The 16,204-nt window shown below is 36.7% G+C and carries 16 protein-coding genes; 14 read left to right on the top strand and 2 right to left on the bottom strand.

From position 1 onward, the window contains the following. Window positions 1-21: 21 nt before the first annotated feature. Entirely contained in the window at window positions 22-261 is a 240-nt protein-coding gene (locus CAO17_RS07625; RefSeq protein WP_085992238.1) for a thioredoxin family protein, read from the top strand. Between the two features lie 174 nt (window positions 262-435). Here CAO17_RS07625 and CAO17_RS07620 read toward each other — a convergent pair whose 3' ends face one another. Both CAO17_RS07620 and CAO17_RS21025 read right to left on the bottom strand, forming a co-directional pair. Beyond that, window positions 436-1,326: a LysR family transcriptional regulator gene (locus CAO17_RS07620; protein WP_085992237.1), complete on the bottom strand. Its 891-nt coding sequence runs from the start codon at window positions 1,324-1,326 to the stop codon at window positions 436-438. Between the two features lie 625 nt (window positions 1,327-1,951). Continuing rightward, the gene (locus tag CAO17_RS21025) at window positions 1,952-2,089 is read right to left on the bottom strand and encodes a hypothetical protein (protein ID WP_179151915.1); all 138 of its coding nucleotides are present in this window, start codon (window positions 2,087-2,089) and stop codon (window positions 1,952-1,954) included. Window positions 2,090-2,436: 347 nt separating this feature from the next. On the opposite strand from CAO17_RS21025, the gene CAO17_RS07615 reads away from it, so the two are divergent. The 13 genes from CAO17_RS07615 to CAO17_RS07560 all read left to right on the top strand — a co-directional run bounded on the left by CAO17_RS07615 (window position 2,437) and on the right by CAO17_RS07560 (window position 16,201). After that, window positions 2,437-3,900, top strand: a complete 1,464-nt coding sequence (locus tag CAO17_RS07615; RefSeq protein WP_085994433.1) for a spore germination protein — start codon at window positions 2,437-2,439, stop codon at window positions 3,898-3,900. A gap of 36 nt (window positions 3,901-3,936) precedes the next feature. Then, entirely contained in the window at window positions 3,937-5,043 is a 1,107-nt protein-coding gene (locus tag CAO17_RS07610; protein WP_179151914.1) for a GerAB/ArcD/ProY family transporter, read from the top strand. A 121-nt stretch (window positions 5,044-5,164) separates the two neighbouring features. Next, entirely contained in the window at window positions 5,165-6,331 is a 1,167-nt protein-coding gene (locus CAO17_RS07605; RefSeq protein WP_085992236.1) for a Ger(x)C family spore germination protein, read from the top strand. Further along, complete coding sequence (locus CAO17_RS07600) at window positions 6,328-6,555, top strand: hypothetical protein (RefSeq protein ID WP_085992235.1); 228 nt, start codon at window positions 6,328-6,330, stop codon at window positions 6,553-6,555. The genes CAO17_RS07605 and CAO17_RS07600 overlap by 4 nt, the downstream gene beginning before the upstream one ends. A 372-nt stretch (window positions 6,556-6,927) precedes the next feature. Next, window positions 6,928-7,854 carry a nucleoside hydrolase gene (locus tag CAO17_RS07595; protein ID WP_085992234.1) on the top strand — a complete coding sequence of 309 codons (927 nt, stop codon included), beginning with the start codon at window positions 6,928-6,930 and terminating at the stop codon, window positions 7,852-7,854. Between the two features lie 26 nt (window positions 7,855-7,880). Further along, on the top strand, window positions 7,881-8,777 hold the full coding sequence (gene rbsK / locus CAO17_RS07590; RefSeq protein WP_085992233.1) for a ribokinase: 897 nt from the start codon (window positions 7,881-7,883) through the stop codon (window positions 8,775-8,777). 420 nt (window positions 8,778-9,197) lie between these two features. Then, on the top strand, window positions 9,198-9,395 hold the full coding sequence (locus CAO17_RS07585) for a cold-shock protein (RefSeq protein WP_085992232.1): 198 nt from the start codon (window positions 9,198-9,200) through the stop codon (window positions 9,393-9,395). A gap of 259 nt (window positions 9,396-9,654) precedes the next feature. Further along, window positions 9,655-9,831 carry a hypothetical protein gene (locus CAO17_RS21655; protein ID WP_245831798.1) on the top strand — a complete coding sequence of 59 codons (177 nt, stop codon included), beginning with the start codon at window positions 9,655-9,657 and terminating at the stop codon, window positions 9,829-9,831. A 419-nt stretch (window positions 9,832-10,250) separates the two neighbouring features. Then, entirely contained in the window at window positions 10,251-10,664 is a 414-nt protein-coding gene (locus tag CAO17_RS07580) for a hotdog family protein (RefSeq protein ID WP_085992231.1), read from the top strand. 18 nt (window positions 10,665-10,682) lie between these two features. Continuing rightward, window positions 10,683-12,005 carry a sigma-54 interaction domain-containing protein gene (locus CAO17_RS07575; RefSeq protein WP_085992230.1) on the top strand — a complete coding sequence of 441 codons (1,323 nt, stop codon included), beginning with the start codon at window positions 10,683-10,685 and terminating at the stop codon, window positions 12,003-12,005. A 538-nt stretch (window positions 12,006-12,543) separates the two neighbouring features. Further along, window positions 12,544-13,719, top strand: a complete 1,176-nt coding sequence (locus CAO17_RS07570) for an acyl-CoA dehydrogenase family protein (protein ID WP_179151913.1) — start codon at window positions 12,544-12,546, stop codon at window positions 13,717-13,719. Between the two features lie 25 nt (window positions 13,720-13,744). Beyond that, complete coding sequence (menB, locus tag CAO17_RS07565) at window positions 13,745-14,545, top strand: 1,4-dihydroxy-2-naphthoyl-CoA synthase (RefSeq protein ID WP_085992229.1); 801 nt, start codon at window positions 13,745-13,747, stop codon at window positions 14,543-14,545. A gap of 12 nt (window positions 14,546-14,557) precedes the next feature. Next, window positions 14,558-16,201 carry an AMP-binding protein gene (locus CAO17_RS07560; protein WP_085992228.1) on the top strand — a complete coding sequence of 548 codons (1,644 nt, stop codon included), beginning with the start codon at window positions 14,558-14,560 and terminating at the stop codon, window positions 16,199-16,201. Window positions 16,202-16,204 lie beyond the last annotated feature (3 nt).

The following is a 16,204-nucleotide window of genomic DNA, read 5'->3' as shown; positions in this document are numbered from 1 at the left end:
CTATTAAGGAGGTATTTATAGTTGAAAAAAGCGGTTTTTTATCATGCTGGCTGTCCTGTGTGTGTTGATGCAGAGAAAATGATGTTAGGATACTTAGACCAATCAAAGGTGGATCTCGAAATCGTTCATTTCGGGGAAGACGCTTCAAGAATTAAGGAAGCAGAATCCGCTGGAGTAAAATCAGTTCCGGCTCTTGTTGTAGATGGCCAAACCTACCATATTAATTATGGAGCAAGTATGGAAGATGTGAAAAACGGATAATTAAGACAAAACGAGAGGCAGTTTGATGGTACCTCTCGTTTTTTTATCGCAAGTTAAGGGGAAGTAATACCCCCATCTAAAAAAATGGAGGATAAACGAAAATCATTTAGGTGGGATAGGGCCTTGTGTCATACCCTTGTGGTATAACCTGCCCCCACTGATTGAAAGATTACTTTATGGGATGGATTTGCTCGTTTCCGTTACTTGGTCAATGAAGGCTCTTGTAGCTGTACACATGAATTTATCTTTTCTAAACACAAATCCAATCTTTCTTTTTGGGGTTGGATTCATCAACTTTACGTTTACAATCTGATTATTTTTTAAATTATCAAGATATGGTGCAGGTAAGATGGTGACACCGATCCCTTCAGAAACCATATGGATCAATGATTCCAATGTCGTCATTTCAAGTGATGGTTCAAGTGTTATTCCTATTTCTGTACAATATGTATCAACAAGCTGCCTAAGGAAATAATTTTCTGGTAGTAAAATGATTGGTACATTCTTAAGTTCCTTCATTTCAACCTTATTCATTTGTGCAAATGGATGATCCAATGGAACAGCCAAAGAAAGTTCTTCCGTAAATAGTGGAATGAACTCAAATTCTTCCTCCTCTATGGGTAAGAAGGTAATCCCTAAGTCTAAATCATTTTCTAACAGTCCCTTTTTAATATCCCCAGACCTTAACCCTAATACCGATAACTCTATATTTGGATATAAGCGTTTGAACGTTAAAATCGCAGGAGGAAGCAGATAGTTGACACACGTCAGCAAGGAACCTATGGTGAGTTTTCCTCTTTGTAATCCATTTAGGTCCCTTAGTCTAGCCTGAGCCTGTTCAAGTTCGTAAAACACACGTTGGCTATGACGTAACAAAATATTTCCCGCTTCTGTCAATGCTGTTTTTTTACCAATTCGATCAAAAAGTGGAATTCCTACTTCATCTTCTAAACTTTTAATTTGCTGGCTTAAGGTTGGCTGTGCAATATTTAATTTCTCTGCTGCTCTAGTAAAGTGTAGTTCTTTCGATACCGCCATAAAATATTCAAGTTGTCTTAACTCCATTTCATCCTTACTCCCCCTCGATGATGGTCCTCACCTAATAGTATGATTTAGTTTATATGGTTAGACAATAACTTTTGAAGTAAGTCCTTTCGAAACAGATTTCTCAAATTCTAGCGAGCTACTTAATGGGTGGTCGCAGCTTGATAAAGTTGCTTCCGGAGTACTAGAAGTAAAGGACGGACCAAGTTCCAAAGATAAGTGTTTTTTTGATATTACGTAGAAGGAGTTAAGGTGGATCCAAAGAGAGGATTATCCTAGAGAATTTGAAGATTCACTTTATTGAAAAGAATTTCATCGAATAGGAATAGTATGGTGAGATGCCGGTTCTGTATAACTTCTACGGAGAAACCAGTACATTACTTGGATACTGTTATTACCTGTGAAAAAAATAGTTATTGAAGAACTAGAATAAGGAAGAAGCACAGGTTCAGCTCTTGTAGATTTCCTTTCTCCGGTATGGAAAGTGTAATTTTGATGCCTGACATCATAGTTAAAAAGCACAAGATAAATACTTGTGCTTTTTAACAGTATTCGCTATTAAAATAATTCGAACGTTGAAAAACATACATTAATGTACTTTTCGCCACGGTTCCTATTATTGCATGGCTGGTACAGTCCCATGTTTTTATTTCCTTTTCAGATTAGCAATCTCCTCTTGAACGGTGAAATGATGGTAAACGGTTAATATAAGAATAATCACACTGAGAAGATTAGTTAAGGTTGTACTGTTCATGGTAAGTGAATTTGTTCTTGATTGAGCCATAATATCACCACTTTTTTCAATTAATATGGCTAATTTTTATCATTTTATACAAAAATACAAGGGGAGACAGTTTCTCTGGTTCTCTTAGTCATCGTTAGAAATGGGTCGATGAACCTGAGCAAACGTCCCTGTACCTATTAGGTATAAATTTCCATGTATCATCCCATGCTATTAATACTATTTTTTCGGATTATGAAGGGGTTGGCGGTGTGAAAGAGGGAAGTCAATATCGATTACTATCCAAAATTAGGTCAAGGAAGGCGTCTAAAACCAAAAAAGGGAAGAAACCCCAACCCCATGGAGGGAAACAATCAGAAAAGACACAAGACACCTTATCTAGCAGTTTGATGGATAATGAAACAAAATTTCATTCCATTTATAGCGATTGCTCGGACGTTGTTTTTCGTTCCTTTTACATAGGTGAAAAAGATAAAGCTATTCTTATTTACATTGAAGGCCTGTCAAATGTTGAAGAAATGGATGATAATGTACTATCTCCACTTATGAAACAGGCTGAAGAGAAAAGTTATCGGATTGATACATTAATTAACAAGAGAGTATCCGTTTCCAGTGTTAAAGAAGTTAAAACATTTTCTGAATGTATCGGGGAGATTTCTTCAGGCAATCCAGTAATAATAGTAGATCAGCAAAAATCAGGTTTTTCAATAGGACTTTCGAAATTGGAAAAACGGTCCATAGATGAGCCACAGGCTGAAAGGGTTGTCAGGGGTCCCCGTGATGGATTTATTGAAGACCTGTCGGTAAACACATCTTTACTGCGAAGAAGAATAAGGAGCCCCAAGTTAAAAATGAAATCCATGGAAATTGGGGAATACACCAAAACTAAGGTGGTCCTTGCGTATGTAGAAGGGATAGCTGATAAAACGTTAATTGAAGAAGTAAATAATAGGATACGAAGGGTAAATATCGACGGAATTTTAGAAAGTGGAGTTTTGGAAGAATTTATTGAAGATAACCCGTATTCGCCTTTCCCGCAAGTTTTAGCAACGGAACGACCTGATGCTGTAACCTCAAATTTGCTAGAGGGACGTGTCGCTATACTAGTTGATGGAACACCTATTACAATGGTTGTTCCAACGACGTTATATTCCCTATTACAGTCCAGTGAAGATTACTATGGAAGATTTTTGATATCAACGCTGATTCGTTGGCTTCGTTACCTATTTCTTGTCCTTTCCCTTTTACTCCCATCCTTGTACGTGGCCATACTCACCTATCATCATGAGATGGTTCCAACAACTCTTTTAATTAGTATAGCTGGGTCGCGCGAACAGGTACCATTTCCAGCAATTGTAGAGGTTCTACTGATGGAAGTTACTTTTGAGGCATTAAGGGAAGCTGGATTACGCTTACCAAAACAAGTGGGATCTGCTGTAAGTATCGTTGGTGCTCTTGTTATTGGGGAGGCAGCAGTTTCGGCAGGTATAGTCTCTGCGCCAATGGTAATCGTGGTAGCCATTACAGGAGTTGCCTCGTTTACGATTCCGCGTTATTCAGCTTCTTCTGCGATTCGAATGCTACGTTTCCCGATTATTTTATTAGCCGGTACCCTTGGATTACTCGGAATCATGCTTGGTATTATTACGATTATTATCCACCTTGCTACACTAAGGTCATTTGGAGAACCATATCTTAGTCCAATGGGTCCAATGAAAAAGCAAGATATGAAAGATGTGCTTGTGCGTGCCCCGTGGTGGAAGCTGAATACAAGACCACATTTGACTGGAAATTATAACAAATATCGTCAATCCAAAAGTCAGAAACCGTCACCAATTAAAGGGGAGGATTAAATCAAGCTATTTTTATTGTTTATGAGGTGAACGAAAATGATTGAAAAAGGGAGAATTAGTGCCATGCAGATGGGCATTCTCATCTATCCAACCATTATGGCGACAGCAATTCTTCTCGTACCGGCAATCAGTCATAAGTATGCAGAGCAGGATATGTGGTTGTCGCCAATATGGGCATCTTTTGCTGGTTTCATTTCCGTTATCCTTGCCGTCCAATTAAATCGGCGCTTTCCAGAGCTGACATTTATTCAGTATACGGAGAAGATTATCGGCAGGATTCTTGGAAAATTAATTGGTTTTGCTTATGTACTTTTTTTATTTCATATAAATGGATTGATTGTAAGAGAATACAGTGAGTTTGTCGTGGGAAATTTTCTTCCAAATACCCCTTTAACCATCGTACTAGTGAGCATGGTACTGGTCTGTGCCTTTGCTGTAAGGGGAGGACTGGAAGTGATGGCGAGAAGTGCTCAAATTTTTGTCCCAATCGTTATCTTTCTATTTGTAGGACTCCTTATTTTACTTATCTCAGAATTAGAGCCTGGATATTTATTGCCATTTTTAGAAAAAGGAATGGGACGTTCTTTAATGGGAGCAATTGTGCCGGCAAGCTGGTTCTTGGAATTTTTCCTTATTTCTTTCATGCTCCCATTTTTGAGTGATCGAAAGAAAGGGATGAAATCGGGCATGGTTACGGTAATCATTGTGGCGCTCACAATGGTAGTCACCAACTTGATTACGATGTTTTTATTTGGAAACTTAACAGACAGGTTTACATATCCGGTCATGGAAGCTATTAGGTACATTAGTGTAGCGGATTTTTTTGAACATTTAGAGTCGATTGTGATGGCAATTTGGGTTGCTGGTACATTTGTTAAGATCGCTGTTTTTTATTATGCCATTGCAATAGGTACTGCACAGCTGTTAAATTTATCAGATTATCGTCCAATTATTTTTCCAATAGGTTTCCTTTTGGTTCTAATGGGGATTTGGTCAGCATCCACTTTACAAGAGCTTGAGTCCTTTTTAAGTACAATCTTTCCTTTTTATGCCATTGTTTTTTTTACATTACTTCCAACAATATTGTTGATCCTTGCTATTATTCGCAAAAAGTCAGAAAAACCAACGAATCCCACAAAGTGATTCTTTAGTCAGGCTTTACGGGTAGTTTATCTCCGCTTATCCTTTTTAGTTTCACCTTATTGTGTAAGTAGGGTCTGTTAACCTGCAATAATATGAACGCATTAAAGGGGAGAGAAGGGACATGTTGAATATAAATCTAAAACCAAAAGTTACATGTTTGTTGTGTTTCATGATGCTCATTCTTACGGGCTGTTGGGATCGTGTAGAAGTAAATGATGTAGCCATTGTTACAGGAACAGGCGTAGATAAAACGGGTGACGGAGAGATGGAACTTTCTGTACAAATAATCATTCCAAAAGCACCTAGTGGAGGTCAAGGGGACAAGTTATCAATTGTTGAGCAAAGTACAGGAAAAACGATTACTGATGTCAATTCCAAACTACAGCAAAAGCTTTCTAGAAAACTATTTGTGGGACATAATAGTGTTCTCTTTATTGGCGAAAAAAAGGCCGAAGAAGGAATTCATGATGTTCTAGATGTTTTTGCAAGGCATCCTTTTGAAAGGCTACGAACATATGTATTTGTAACTAAAGACAAGCCTATCGACCTTTTAGCAGTCACTCCCGATTTAGAAAGAACCTCTTCTGAAGTTGCAAGGGAATTAGCTAAGGGTAAGACAGGATTAAGTGTTACTGTGAAAGATGTGCTGCAAATGCTGAATGCTAAAGGGAGAAGTGCTGCATTGCCAATCCTTAAAATAGATAAGGGATCACAAGGATCAGCTAATTTGTCGTTGAGTGGAACCGCTATTTTTAATAATGGAAAATTGGTTGGAGAAATTGACGATGCCATGACTAGAGGAGTGCTGTGGGTAAGGAATGAAATAGAAACAGCAAACGTGACCGTTAGCCCAGAAAATGGGGAAGGATTAATCACCTTTGAAATCTTAGAAGCTGATTCAAAATTAATTCCGATCATTGACAAGGGAAAATGGAAGTTGACGGTTAGAACTACATCAATAGATGATGTCTTAGAAAATAATTCGAACTTAAATATCATGAATCCAGAAATTTTGAAAAAGCTAGAAAACCAAATGCAAAAAGATATTGAGGAACGCATTCAATCGGCATTAGAATACGTTCAAAAAGATTTAAAATCAGATATATTTGGTTTTGATGAAGCCTTTCATCGTCATTACCCTGATGAATGGGCAAAAGTAGAAGATAATTGGGAGGAAAAATTTTCAGAAATAGAAGTAAAAGTCCAAAGTTCCGTAACTATTGAAAGACCAGGAAGATCCACTACTCCACAAGGCATACCTAAAGATGAGGTGATTGGCGGTAAATGAAACTTTTATCTGTATTAGGTATCATTTTTTTAGGTATTTTAATTACACTTGTTGAATGGCCAAGAATAGGCAAAGACCAGAAAAAGGAAAAGATAGCTTTTGTATTATTGACAGTAGTAGGGATTATACTTGCTACCCTTCTTGTTTACTTTCCGGAAATGCCAGGACCAACTCAAATGGTTGAAGGAATGTTAAAGCCTTTAGGTAAGCTTTTGGAAAAGTAGATTTTGGTTTACTATTTAGGTATTAGGTACTCCCATTACGCTACTTTCTCACATGAAAAAGCTTTTAGTACTTTCAACAGCTATGGTTCCTGTCCCCACTGCGCTAAAGTGAGTAGCGAGCGATTGGCACCATAACTTTTAAAAATTTATTCAGAATATGGATGATATTCTACCAAACTGTTAACGTTTTTAGTTTACGGCATGTTAGAAATATAGTACTCCAAAAAAAATAAAAAATAAGGCGGCAGTTGCCCTTAAAATAGAAATGACTGATTTGCACCCGGAAAAAGGGTCAGTACCCCATTTTTTTAAAGTGTTAGTGTAATGGGGACTGATTCCAAATTCTATATTACTTAACAGGAGGTTAAACCGATGAAAAATATTATTTTAGACGTAGATACAGGTATTGATGACGCACTCGCACTCGCCTATGCTGTCCATTCTCCTGAGCTAAATATCTTAGGTGTCACAACAACCTTTGGGAATACATCCGTTTCGGAAGCAACAAGGAATACATTGCAATTGTTACAATTACTTGGTGCCGAAAATATCCCAGTTTTCCATGGTGTTGAAGAAACCTTTACAGGACGAAAGCCTGCAGAAAAAACGACTTGGATCCATGGTGAAAATGGTCTTGGAAATGCCCAATTACCTCCTGCACGTAAGCAGGTTGAAAACATGAAAGCTCATGATTTCCTTATTTCTACTGTACATAGTTATCCTAATGATATTACGATTATTACAACAGCAAATCAGGGGAACCTAGCAAGGGCCATTCAAAAAGATCCTGAAATCGTTCACTTAGTAGAAGATGTCATCCTTATGGGAGGGGCTGTAACCGTTCAAGGTAATACGACGCCTTATGCTGAGGCAAACATTTATCACGATCCGGAAGCAGCAAAGTTTACTTTCCAATCTGGCATTCCTATGACCCTCGTCGGTTTGGATGTCACACTGAAAACCTTGCTTAAACGATCTACATTGGATGATTGGAGAAAAAAAGATACGCTGCTATCTCATTTCTTAGCAAATATGTGTGAGTTTTATATGGATGCCTATGCTGAAAGGAATTCGAATTTAAACGGATGTGCATTACATGACCCCTTGGCGGTTGGTGTAGCTATCGATTCTTCTTTCGTTAAAATGAAAACGATGAGTGTCCATGTGATAACAGAAGGAAAAGAAAAAGGGCAAACGGTAGGTAAAGATAACGAGGATGGTAACATGAAAGTTTGTATGGATGTTGATGTTCAGCGCTTCGTTGATCACTTCCTAAGTAGGGTCTGTTTAGATTCTTAATTGATGGTCAAAGGAGGAATAAAAGGATGCAACCAAAAATCACGGTTATTGGTAGTATAAATATGGATTTAGTAACGGAAGCATACAAACGACCAAAAGCTGGTGAAACGATTCTTGGTAAAAAGTTTTCTACCATTCCCGGGGGCAAGGGAGCTAACCAAGCTGTAGCGGCTGCTCGTCTCGGTGGAAAGGTAACAATGATCGGATGTGTGGGGGAGGATTTGTTTGGCAAAGAACTCTTAATTCGTTTAGAAGCAGAAGGGGTAATGACAGACCATGTGAGGTCAGTCCCCAGTTCAAAAACTGGCACTGCCGCAATCACTTTAGCGGAAGGGGATAACAGTATTATAGTCGTACCTGGTGCAAATAATGAGCTAACGGAAGAGATGATAGTACAAAACGAAGAGGTAATAGCGGATAGTGACGTTGTGATAGTACAGCTCGAAATTCCTCTACCAACGGTTGTCAAAGCAGCTACAATCGCCCATCATCATGGTGTTAAGGTTATTTTAAACCCTGCACCTATTCAAAAATTACCAGACAAACTTATCGACCTCGCTTATGTGATAACACCAAATGAACATGAATATAAGGTGCTCATAAAGAATTACTCAGGTGATTTAAGCAAACTTGAAAGGAAGCTAATCATCACCAAAGGCGGAGATGGTACGGTTTTTTATGACAAAGGTAAACAAGTACATCTTCCTAGCTATCACGTCGATGTAGTAGATACTACTGGAGCTGGTGATTCATTTAATGGGGGATTAGCTGTTCAACTGGCTAAGGGATTATCGCTTAAAGAGTCGTGTCGTTACGCCAATGCTGTAGGTGCATTATCTGTAATGAAATTAGGTGCACAATCTGGCATGCCAACTGACACAGAGGTAAGGCAATTTATCCAAAAAAATGGAGATAATCAGTAATAATATTTCTTACTGTCTAAACAGATGATGGGATCTTAGGAAATAATTTCAACAGGTCCCAGCGATTTTGGGTAGAAAAGTTATATGGTTTATATGGAAATGGCGAAATTAATTAATCAAAATAGGTATGAGTAGTTATTATTTGTAATGGGATGGACTAAAGCTAAAGTGACACCGTTTGATAGAATTGGTATGGATAAGAAACAAAGAGGCTGTACCGTGAAAAAAGGATCACATAGGAATAGTTTACCGGGATGGTATCTTTTTTAAGTGAAACGTGCTATACTATAAATAACTTAATTGTTCGTGCTAGCAATACAAGATTTATGTCATAACTTTACAATGTATATCATCGTCTTGAATTATTGTCAGAACAACCAAAGTAATAAACGTGCACTATGCACAATGGAGGAATTTCATATGAACACAGGTTCAGTAAAATGGTTTAACGCAGACAAAGGTTTTGGATTTATCGAAGTTGAAGGTGGAGACGATGTATTCGTACACTTCTCAGCAATTCAAGGCGAAGGTTTCAAAACATTAGAAGAAGGTCAATCTGTTACTTTCGATATCGAAGAAGGTAACCGTGGACCACAAGCAGCTAATGTTGTTAAATAATATTTTATAATTGGTAAAAAGCTCTTCTGTCACAGAAGGGCTTTTTATTTTTGTTATTTAAATAGAAAACGAATCGCCCTTATTTCTGGCAAAGACGCTCCTATTATGGGAGTTAGCGGTCCTTGTTAAACTGTAATTGAGTCATTTTAAATCTCCTTTTCAATGTTTTTCGTGGTTGAATACATTGTTACCAAAAGAGATTAAAATGACTCTTTTCTTTTTACACAATTATATGGACCTAATCTGCAAAACTTAAACAATGCAAGAAATGGCCGATAAGCGACGAAAAAGGCCTGAAAAATTGTGGAAAAAGGTAAATAAGGTTCTTGTAGATGCGATGTATATTAAAGTAAGAGAACACCATAAAGTAGTCTCGAAAGCTGAATATAGTAAAACGAATGGTAGAAAGGAAACTAGTACGAGAAACAAATGTTAGAGCGGAATTATTAGAAGAAGTATCTGCTTTGAAGAGTTTATTGCAGTATTGATATATGAATTGAAATGGATAATGGGAGTGAAAAAATGAAGGCATAGAACCTAAATGGTAAATCCTCTTAAAATTAAAAATATTTACAATAAATTAAAAATAATATATTATACTTATTTCCTTTCAATCAATACTAGATTAATAGTTAGAATGTTTTTCTATGGCAGTATGCTTATTAATTTTTATTATGCCACTTCTATTTATGTATGCAAGGAAATAGGTAAGCACATAGTGGTAATATATTTAACCTTTTTATTTGTTTTATCTGTTCAAAAGATTTTGATTTTATATACAGTTTACTTTAAATTGAATGGCGCATAATGTACAATAATATTGGGAAAATTTAAAAAAATGGGATGAGGAGTAAAATGAATACATTCGAGAAATTATACAAAGGTAGAACAGAACGATTACAACGAATGTTTACAGAAGAAGAAGTGAAATTGAGTAGTGGATTGACTAGAGATTATAGTCCGGTGTATGACCAGAACGAGGACATCTGGAAAAATCATTTTTACAAACCAATCGTACCTGCTTTGTTAACAGAAGGATTAATTACTCAAGTTATCAGTACAAAACTTCCTGGAATTCCAAGTGTATTATTGCAAAAGGATTTGGTGTTTAATTCCCCTGTATATGTAGGCGACATGATTACGGCAGAACTAGTTATTATTGACATTAACGAAGAAAGAAATTGGGTTACACAAAAAGTAACCTGCTTTGATGTGGATGGTAAGGAGGTAATTAGGGGTCAAGTTGTTCTTTTACTATTATCGAATTAATAATGATGGGTGATGTGAATGGTACTAGTAAAAAAGCGGATAGATGAAGTGGATGATAGGTTGTACGTAGAGACAAATAAAAGCCATAAGATAACAGATGTTAGCCCAGCCTTTTATAAAGAATTTAACATTAATGAAGGAGAGTTAATTGGAAAATCAATTTATACGATAGTTAGTCGCCATACAAATTTTGGGAAAAATAAAGTTATTTTTGGAAAACTATTTGGCTATTCCTGTTTACTTAGGATGAAAAACTTGGAAGATAAAAAGATTTACCATATTCTATTAAGTGAGCAGAATATTGATTATATAGAACTAATTTCTTTTATTAATTCAATCGAAGCAAAAAAATATAAGAAAAAATCGATTAAGCAAAACCGATATAGTTTTGATGATATAATAGGTCAAAGCCCTGCCATACAGAGGGTTAAAGAATTAGCATCAAAAATTGCAACGAATAATTCTACGGTTCTATTAACAGGGGAAAGTGGAACAGGAAAGGAGCTATTTGCCCAGGCTATTCATGAATTAAGTACACGAAAGAATCAGTCCTTTATTGCAGTGAACTGTGTCGCTATTCCTGATGAATTATTTGAATCAGAACTTTTTGGATACGAAGCCGGTGCTTTTAGTGGAGCGAAACAGGAGGGAAAACCTGGGAAAATTGAATTAGCCCAGAATGGAACATTATTCCTTGATGAAATATCAGAGCTTTCCTACCAATCGCAAGGCAAATTACTCCGTGTTCTTCAGGAAAGAGAAGTAGAAAGACTAGGAGGAACAACAAGTAAGAAAGTTGACATTCGAATTATTGCAGCGACAAATCGTGACTTAAAAACACTAGTGGAGAACGGAAAGTTTAGGCAAGATTTATATTATCGTTTATATGTGTTCGATTTGCAAATTCCCCCACTTCGAGTTAGAAAAGAAGACATTTTACCATTAACATACAGTTTTATTGAGTTTTATAATAATAAATTCGATAAAGAAGTAACTTATATTGATTCAGGTTTGGAAGATTGGTTATTAACTTACGAGTGGCCAGGGAATATAAGAGAGTTAAAAGCCTGTATTGAAAGGGGAATGAATATAGTTGATAACGATACTTTAACATTAAAAAACCTATATCTTCCCTCCAACAATAAATCGAGTATGCCTGTTTCATTAATGCAAGAGAACATGGAATTTTTGAGTCTCCATGCAGCTGTTGAAAATGCTGAAATTAGCATAATTAAACAAGCTTTAGATGATGCAAACGGAGATAGAACGATAGCAGCACAAAAGCTAAAGATAAGTGTAGCTAGTTTATATCGGAAAATTTCTAAATATAAACTAAAATAAATGTTAGGATTACTGGATAAGAGACCGCCTCTTTAACGGTATTGTGTTTAATATGAAAGAAAAAGTGACCATTTGAAAAGTTTTGATTGCTTATTCAAATGGTCATTCTAGTTTTCTAAAGGTTTAATTGAATATTATACAAAATTTGATTACTCATCAATTTGTAAACTTTGCATCGCTCGATTACTCACAGGATAAGCCTATCCAGATTCCTCTATACGTTATTTGAACAGACGCTTCTCCTCCTTATAGATGAGACGAACATTCCCTTTTGCTAAGATAATAGTATTTAATACGTATTCTACTATCCTCAACCTTTTTACTAAAGTTCTTTCCAAATATTTTTTCCATCCAATCTAATTTAAGTGTTTGTAAAAGCTGTAGCCATCAATCACATTTTTTTGCATTTATAATTATCAAGTTTGAGGATTTATTATCAATTTTGCGAAAATATTAGGTTGTAATGCTGGTTTGTTCATAAATAAGTGTTGGCATATTTTTTGCATATTAAAATTGAAAACGGAAAGGGAGGGTATTTATGTTGAATTTTTCATTTACACCGGAACAAGAAGATTTTAGAGATATGCTAAAAGAATTTGTTCGTGCGGAATTGCTTCCTAATTATACAAGATGGGATAGAGAGGGAGTATTGCCAAGAGGCTTATGGAAGAAATTAGGACTGTTAGGAGTGAATGGCCTTAGGATTCCAGCAGAGTATGGTGGTAGTGAAGCGGATTGTGTAACAGCAGGGATTGCAGCTGAAGAAATAGGTAGGGGGGACTTTAACCTAACGTATGCCGTCATGCTAAACTCTCTTATTGGGGAAATCATTAATAATCATGCTAGTGAAGACTTAAAAAAAGAATGGCTTCCACCGATTGCAAGTGGAGATAAAATTGTTGGGATTGCATTAACAGAGCCTGATGCTGGTACAGATGCTGCTGGAATTAAAGCTACAGCTATTTATAAAGATGGAGTTTATGTATTGAATGGAGAAAAATCTGGTATTAGTGTGGCAACAATAGGTGACGCTTTCCTAATTTTCGCAAAAACCAAACCAGACTTAGGAAGTCGTGGAATTAGTGCATTTATCTGTCCTTCTGACTTACCTGGAGTGGAATGCAATGGGTATGAGGACATGGGAAATATCCCAATTGGTCGTGGTTCGATTTATTTAAATGATGTTGAATTACCGGAAAAATATCTAATTGGTCTAGAAGATAAGGGATTTATTCAAGTTATGAATGGATTTGATCTTAGTCGCCTACTTATAGGCTTGCAATGTGTTGGTGCAGCATTACAGAGTTTAGATGAAACAATTGAGCATGTAAAAGGGAGACTATCTTTCGGGAAACCGTTGGCGACATATCAAGGGGTTTCATTCCCACTTGTAACCCATTATACACAAATAGAAATGATTAAATGGCAAGCATACCGTGGACTTTGGCTTCGGGATCAAGGGTTAAAACACTCGAAGGAATCTGCATCGGTTAAATGGATGGGGCCAAAATGTAGTCAAGAAGCGATACATGAGTGCTTATTATTAAATGGACATTATGCCTATACAAAGGAAATGCCACTGGAACAGCGCTTACGTGATGTCATTGGACTTGAGATTGGTGATGGTACTGCTCAAGCGAATCAAATGGTTATAGCAAAAGATATTATTGGAAAAGAGTTTCGTTCTTATGAAAGACCAGTACCTTCAAAATAACTAGAATGATGAAGGAGGAAATGTAATGGAATTAACAGATATTCTATATGAAAAAATAGACGGAATTGCTAAAGTAACAATTAATCGTCCCGATAGTTTAAATGCATTTCGAGCAGAAACAATTAAGGAGTTAATTTGGGCTTTTTATGATGCTTGGGATGATAACCGAATAGGTGTAGTTGTTCTGACAGGTGCAGGTGAAAAAGCCTTTTGTGTTGGAGGAGATCAGAAACAAAAAGGGGAAGAAGGAGGGTATGATTATACTGGCGGTTTAGGTGGTGGAATTGGTCTTGAAATTGAAAACTTACATCAAACCATTCGTAATATTCCGAAGCCGGTTATTGCTGCAGTGAACGGTTATGCCATTGGTGGTGGCCATGTGTTACATGTAATTTGTGATTTAACAATTGCGGCCGATACGGCAAAATTTGGTCAGGCCGGACCTAAAGTTGGTAGTTTTGATGCTGGATATGGTTCTGCTTATTTAGCAAGGATTGTTGGAGAAAAGAAAGCAAGAGAGATTTGGTACTTATGTGAGAAATATACAGCTGAGGAATCAAAAGAAATGGGACTAGTAAATAAAATAGTTCCACTTAATGAATTACAAGAAGAGGCTGAAAAATGGGCTAGGAAAATTTTGGATAAAAGTCCAACAGCGATTAAAATGTTGAAGTATTCATTTAATGCGGATTCCGCAAATATTCAAGGAATAACACAACTGGCAATGGGGAGTTTGGCTTTGTTTTATAACACAGAGGAGTCGAATGAGGGTAAAAATGCTTTTCTTGAAAAACGACCTGTAGATTTTAATAAGTTTAGAAAATAAGGGGGCATGGCTATGGGAAACTTTGAGACACTTCTGACAGAAGCTTATATAGCAAAGTATCAAGAAGTTTGGCCGAATAAAACAATTCTAGACTATTTAAATCAAGCAATTCAAAAAAATCCAAACAAACTGGCGATTATTGATAAAAAATCTCGGTATACGTATGCTGAGCTTGGAAAACTTGTAGATAGAGTTGCTATAGGATTGATCGAGTATGGGTTAGGGAAGGGAGACGTTATATCCCTACAGCTACCTAACTGGAATGAGTTTATTATACTTCATTTAGCAGCAACACGAATTGGTGCCATTACCAATCCATTAGTACCAATTTATCGAGATCGGGAAATTAATTATATGATTAAAATGTCGGAAGCAAAAATGCTAGTAATACCTGATACATTCCGAAATTTTGATTATACGGAAATGGTTTCTCGTCTTCGGGATGGGTGGGAGAGTTTAGAGCACGTTTTTGTAATAGGAGATCATGTCCCAGAAAAAATGAAGGCGTTATCTTGTTTAACGGATGAACCTTGGGAAAATAAAAAGAATCTAGCTATTTTAGACCGGATTTCTATTAATCCTAATGATGTTACGGAAATTATTTTTACTTCGGGAACGACAGGAAAACCTAAGGGCGTCATGCATACACATAATACACTCTGTGTATCGACCAATTATTGGATTAATCGTTTACGTTTAACTTCGCATGATGTCATGTTTATGGCGTCCACCTTTGCACATCAAACTGGATTTGGATACGGAGTAAGGCTCCCATTTCATATCGGAGGGACGGGTGTCTATCAAGATATTTGGAATCCTCATGAATTCATTGATTTAATCAAGAAAGAGAACATAACATTTACTGCATCAGCTACACCTTTTCTCCAAGATACGATACAACTAGAGGGTATTGAAAACCAAGATATTGGAACATTCCGTATATTTGTCTCATTAGGTGCACCGGTACCAAGATCTTTAGTTAAAGAAGCGAAGGGAAAAGTTAATTTCAAAATCATAGCAGGATGGGGACAATCGGAAAATGGCTTGGTGACATTAACTTCACCAGATGATCCGGAGGAAAAATTAGTAAGTACGGATGGTTTTCCTTTTCCAGGAATGGAAATAAAGGTGGTAGATGAAAATTTTGTAAACTGTTCTCCAAATGTAGAAGGTACTTTGTTATGTAGAGGACCAGCACAGTTTGTTGGGTATTTAAAACGGATGGATATAACCGAGGCAGAACACAGGGATGGATGGTTTATCACTGGTGACAGAGCTGTGATGGATAAAGAAGGTTATATCCGTATTACCGGTCGTAACAAAGACATTATTATACGAGGTGGAGAAAATATTCCCGTTGCCTATATTGAAAACGCTTTATATGAACACCCGGATATCTCGGAAGCACAAATTGTTGCAATGCCAGATATAAGATTACAAGAAAAAGCTTGTGCCTATATTAGTATGAAACAAGGTAAGAAGCCTATTACATTGGAAGACTTAAAGGATTATTTAGAGAAAAAACATGTGGCGAAGCAGTATTGGCCTGAGCATTTGGAAGTTGTGGATGATTTTCCTAGAACTCCTAGTGGTAAAATTCAAAAGTTTCGCTTAAGAGAGCAAGTCAAAGAAAAATTTAGTCCTACCCAATCATAATGG

The sequence above is a fragment of the Oceanobacillus senegalensis genome (assembly GCF_900176885.1).
Taxonomy (GTDB): domain Bacteria; phylum Bacillota; class Bacilli; order Bacillales; family Amphibacillaceae; genus Oceanobacillus; species Oceanobacillus senegalensis.
Note: the sequence above shows the minus strand (reverse complement) of the source record. Positions and strands in the feature narration are given on the sequence as shown.

Coding starts and splice junctions, on each gene's coding strand:
- CAO17_RS07600 (WP_085992235.1), top strand. CDS start 6,328: ATGAAACTTTTATCTGTATTAGGTATCATTTTTTTAGGTATTTTAATT.
- CAO17_RS07620 (WP_085992237.1), bottom strand. CDS start 1,326: ATGGAGTTAAGACAACTTGAATATTTTATGGCGGTATCGAAAGAACTA.
- CAO17_RS07615 (WP_085994433.1), top strand. CDS start 2,437: ATGGATAATGAAACAAAATTTCATTCCATTTATAGCGATTGCTCGGAC.
- CAO17_RS07580 (WP_085992231.1), top strand. CDS start 10,251: ATGAATACATTCGAGAAATTATACAAAGGTAGAACAGAACGATTACAA.
- menB (WP_085992229.1), top strand. CDS start 13,745: ATGGAATTAACAGATATTCTATATGAAAAAATAGACGGAATTGCTAAA.
- CAO17_RS07605 (WP_085992236.1), top strand. CDS start 5,165: ATGTTGAATATAAATCTAAAACCAAAAGTTACATGTTTGTTGTGTTTC.
- rbsK (WP_085992233.1), top strand. CDS start 7,881: ATGCAACCAAAAATCACGGTTATTGGTAGTATAAATATGGATTTAGTA.
- CAO17_RS07570 (WP_179151913.1), top strand. CDS start 12,544: ATGTTGAATTTTTCATTTACACCGGAACAAGAAGATTTTAGAGATATG.
- CAO17_RS07585 (WP_085992232.1), top strand. CDS start 9,198: ATGAACACAGGTTCAGTAAAATGGTTTAACGCAGACAAAGGTTTTGGA.
- CAO17_RS07610 (WP_179151914.1), top strand. CDS start 3,937: ATGATTGAAAAAGGGAGAATTAGTGCCATGCAGATGGGCATTCTCATC.
- CAO17_RS07595 (WP_085992234.1), top strand. CDS start 6,928: ATGAAAAATATTATTTTAGACGTAGATACAGGTATTGATGACGCACTC.
- CAO17_RS21655 (WP_245831798.1), top strand. CDS start 9,655: ATGCAAGAAATGGCCGATAAGCGACGAAAAAGGCCTGAAAAATTGTGG.
- CAO17_RS21025 (WP_179151915.1), bottom strand. CDS start 2,089: ATGGCTCAATCAAGAACAAATTCACTTACCATGAACAGTACAACCTTA.
- CAO17_RS07575 (WP_085992230.1), top strand. CDS start 10,683: ATGGTACTAGTAAAAAAGCGGATAGATGAAGTGGATGATAGGTTGTAC.
- CAO17_RS07560 (WP_085992228.1), top strand. CDS start 14,558: ATGGGAAACTTTGAGACACTTCTGACAGAAGCTTATATAGCAAAGTAT.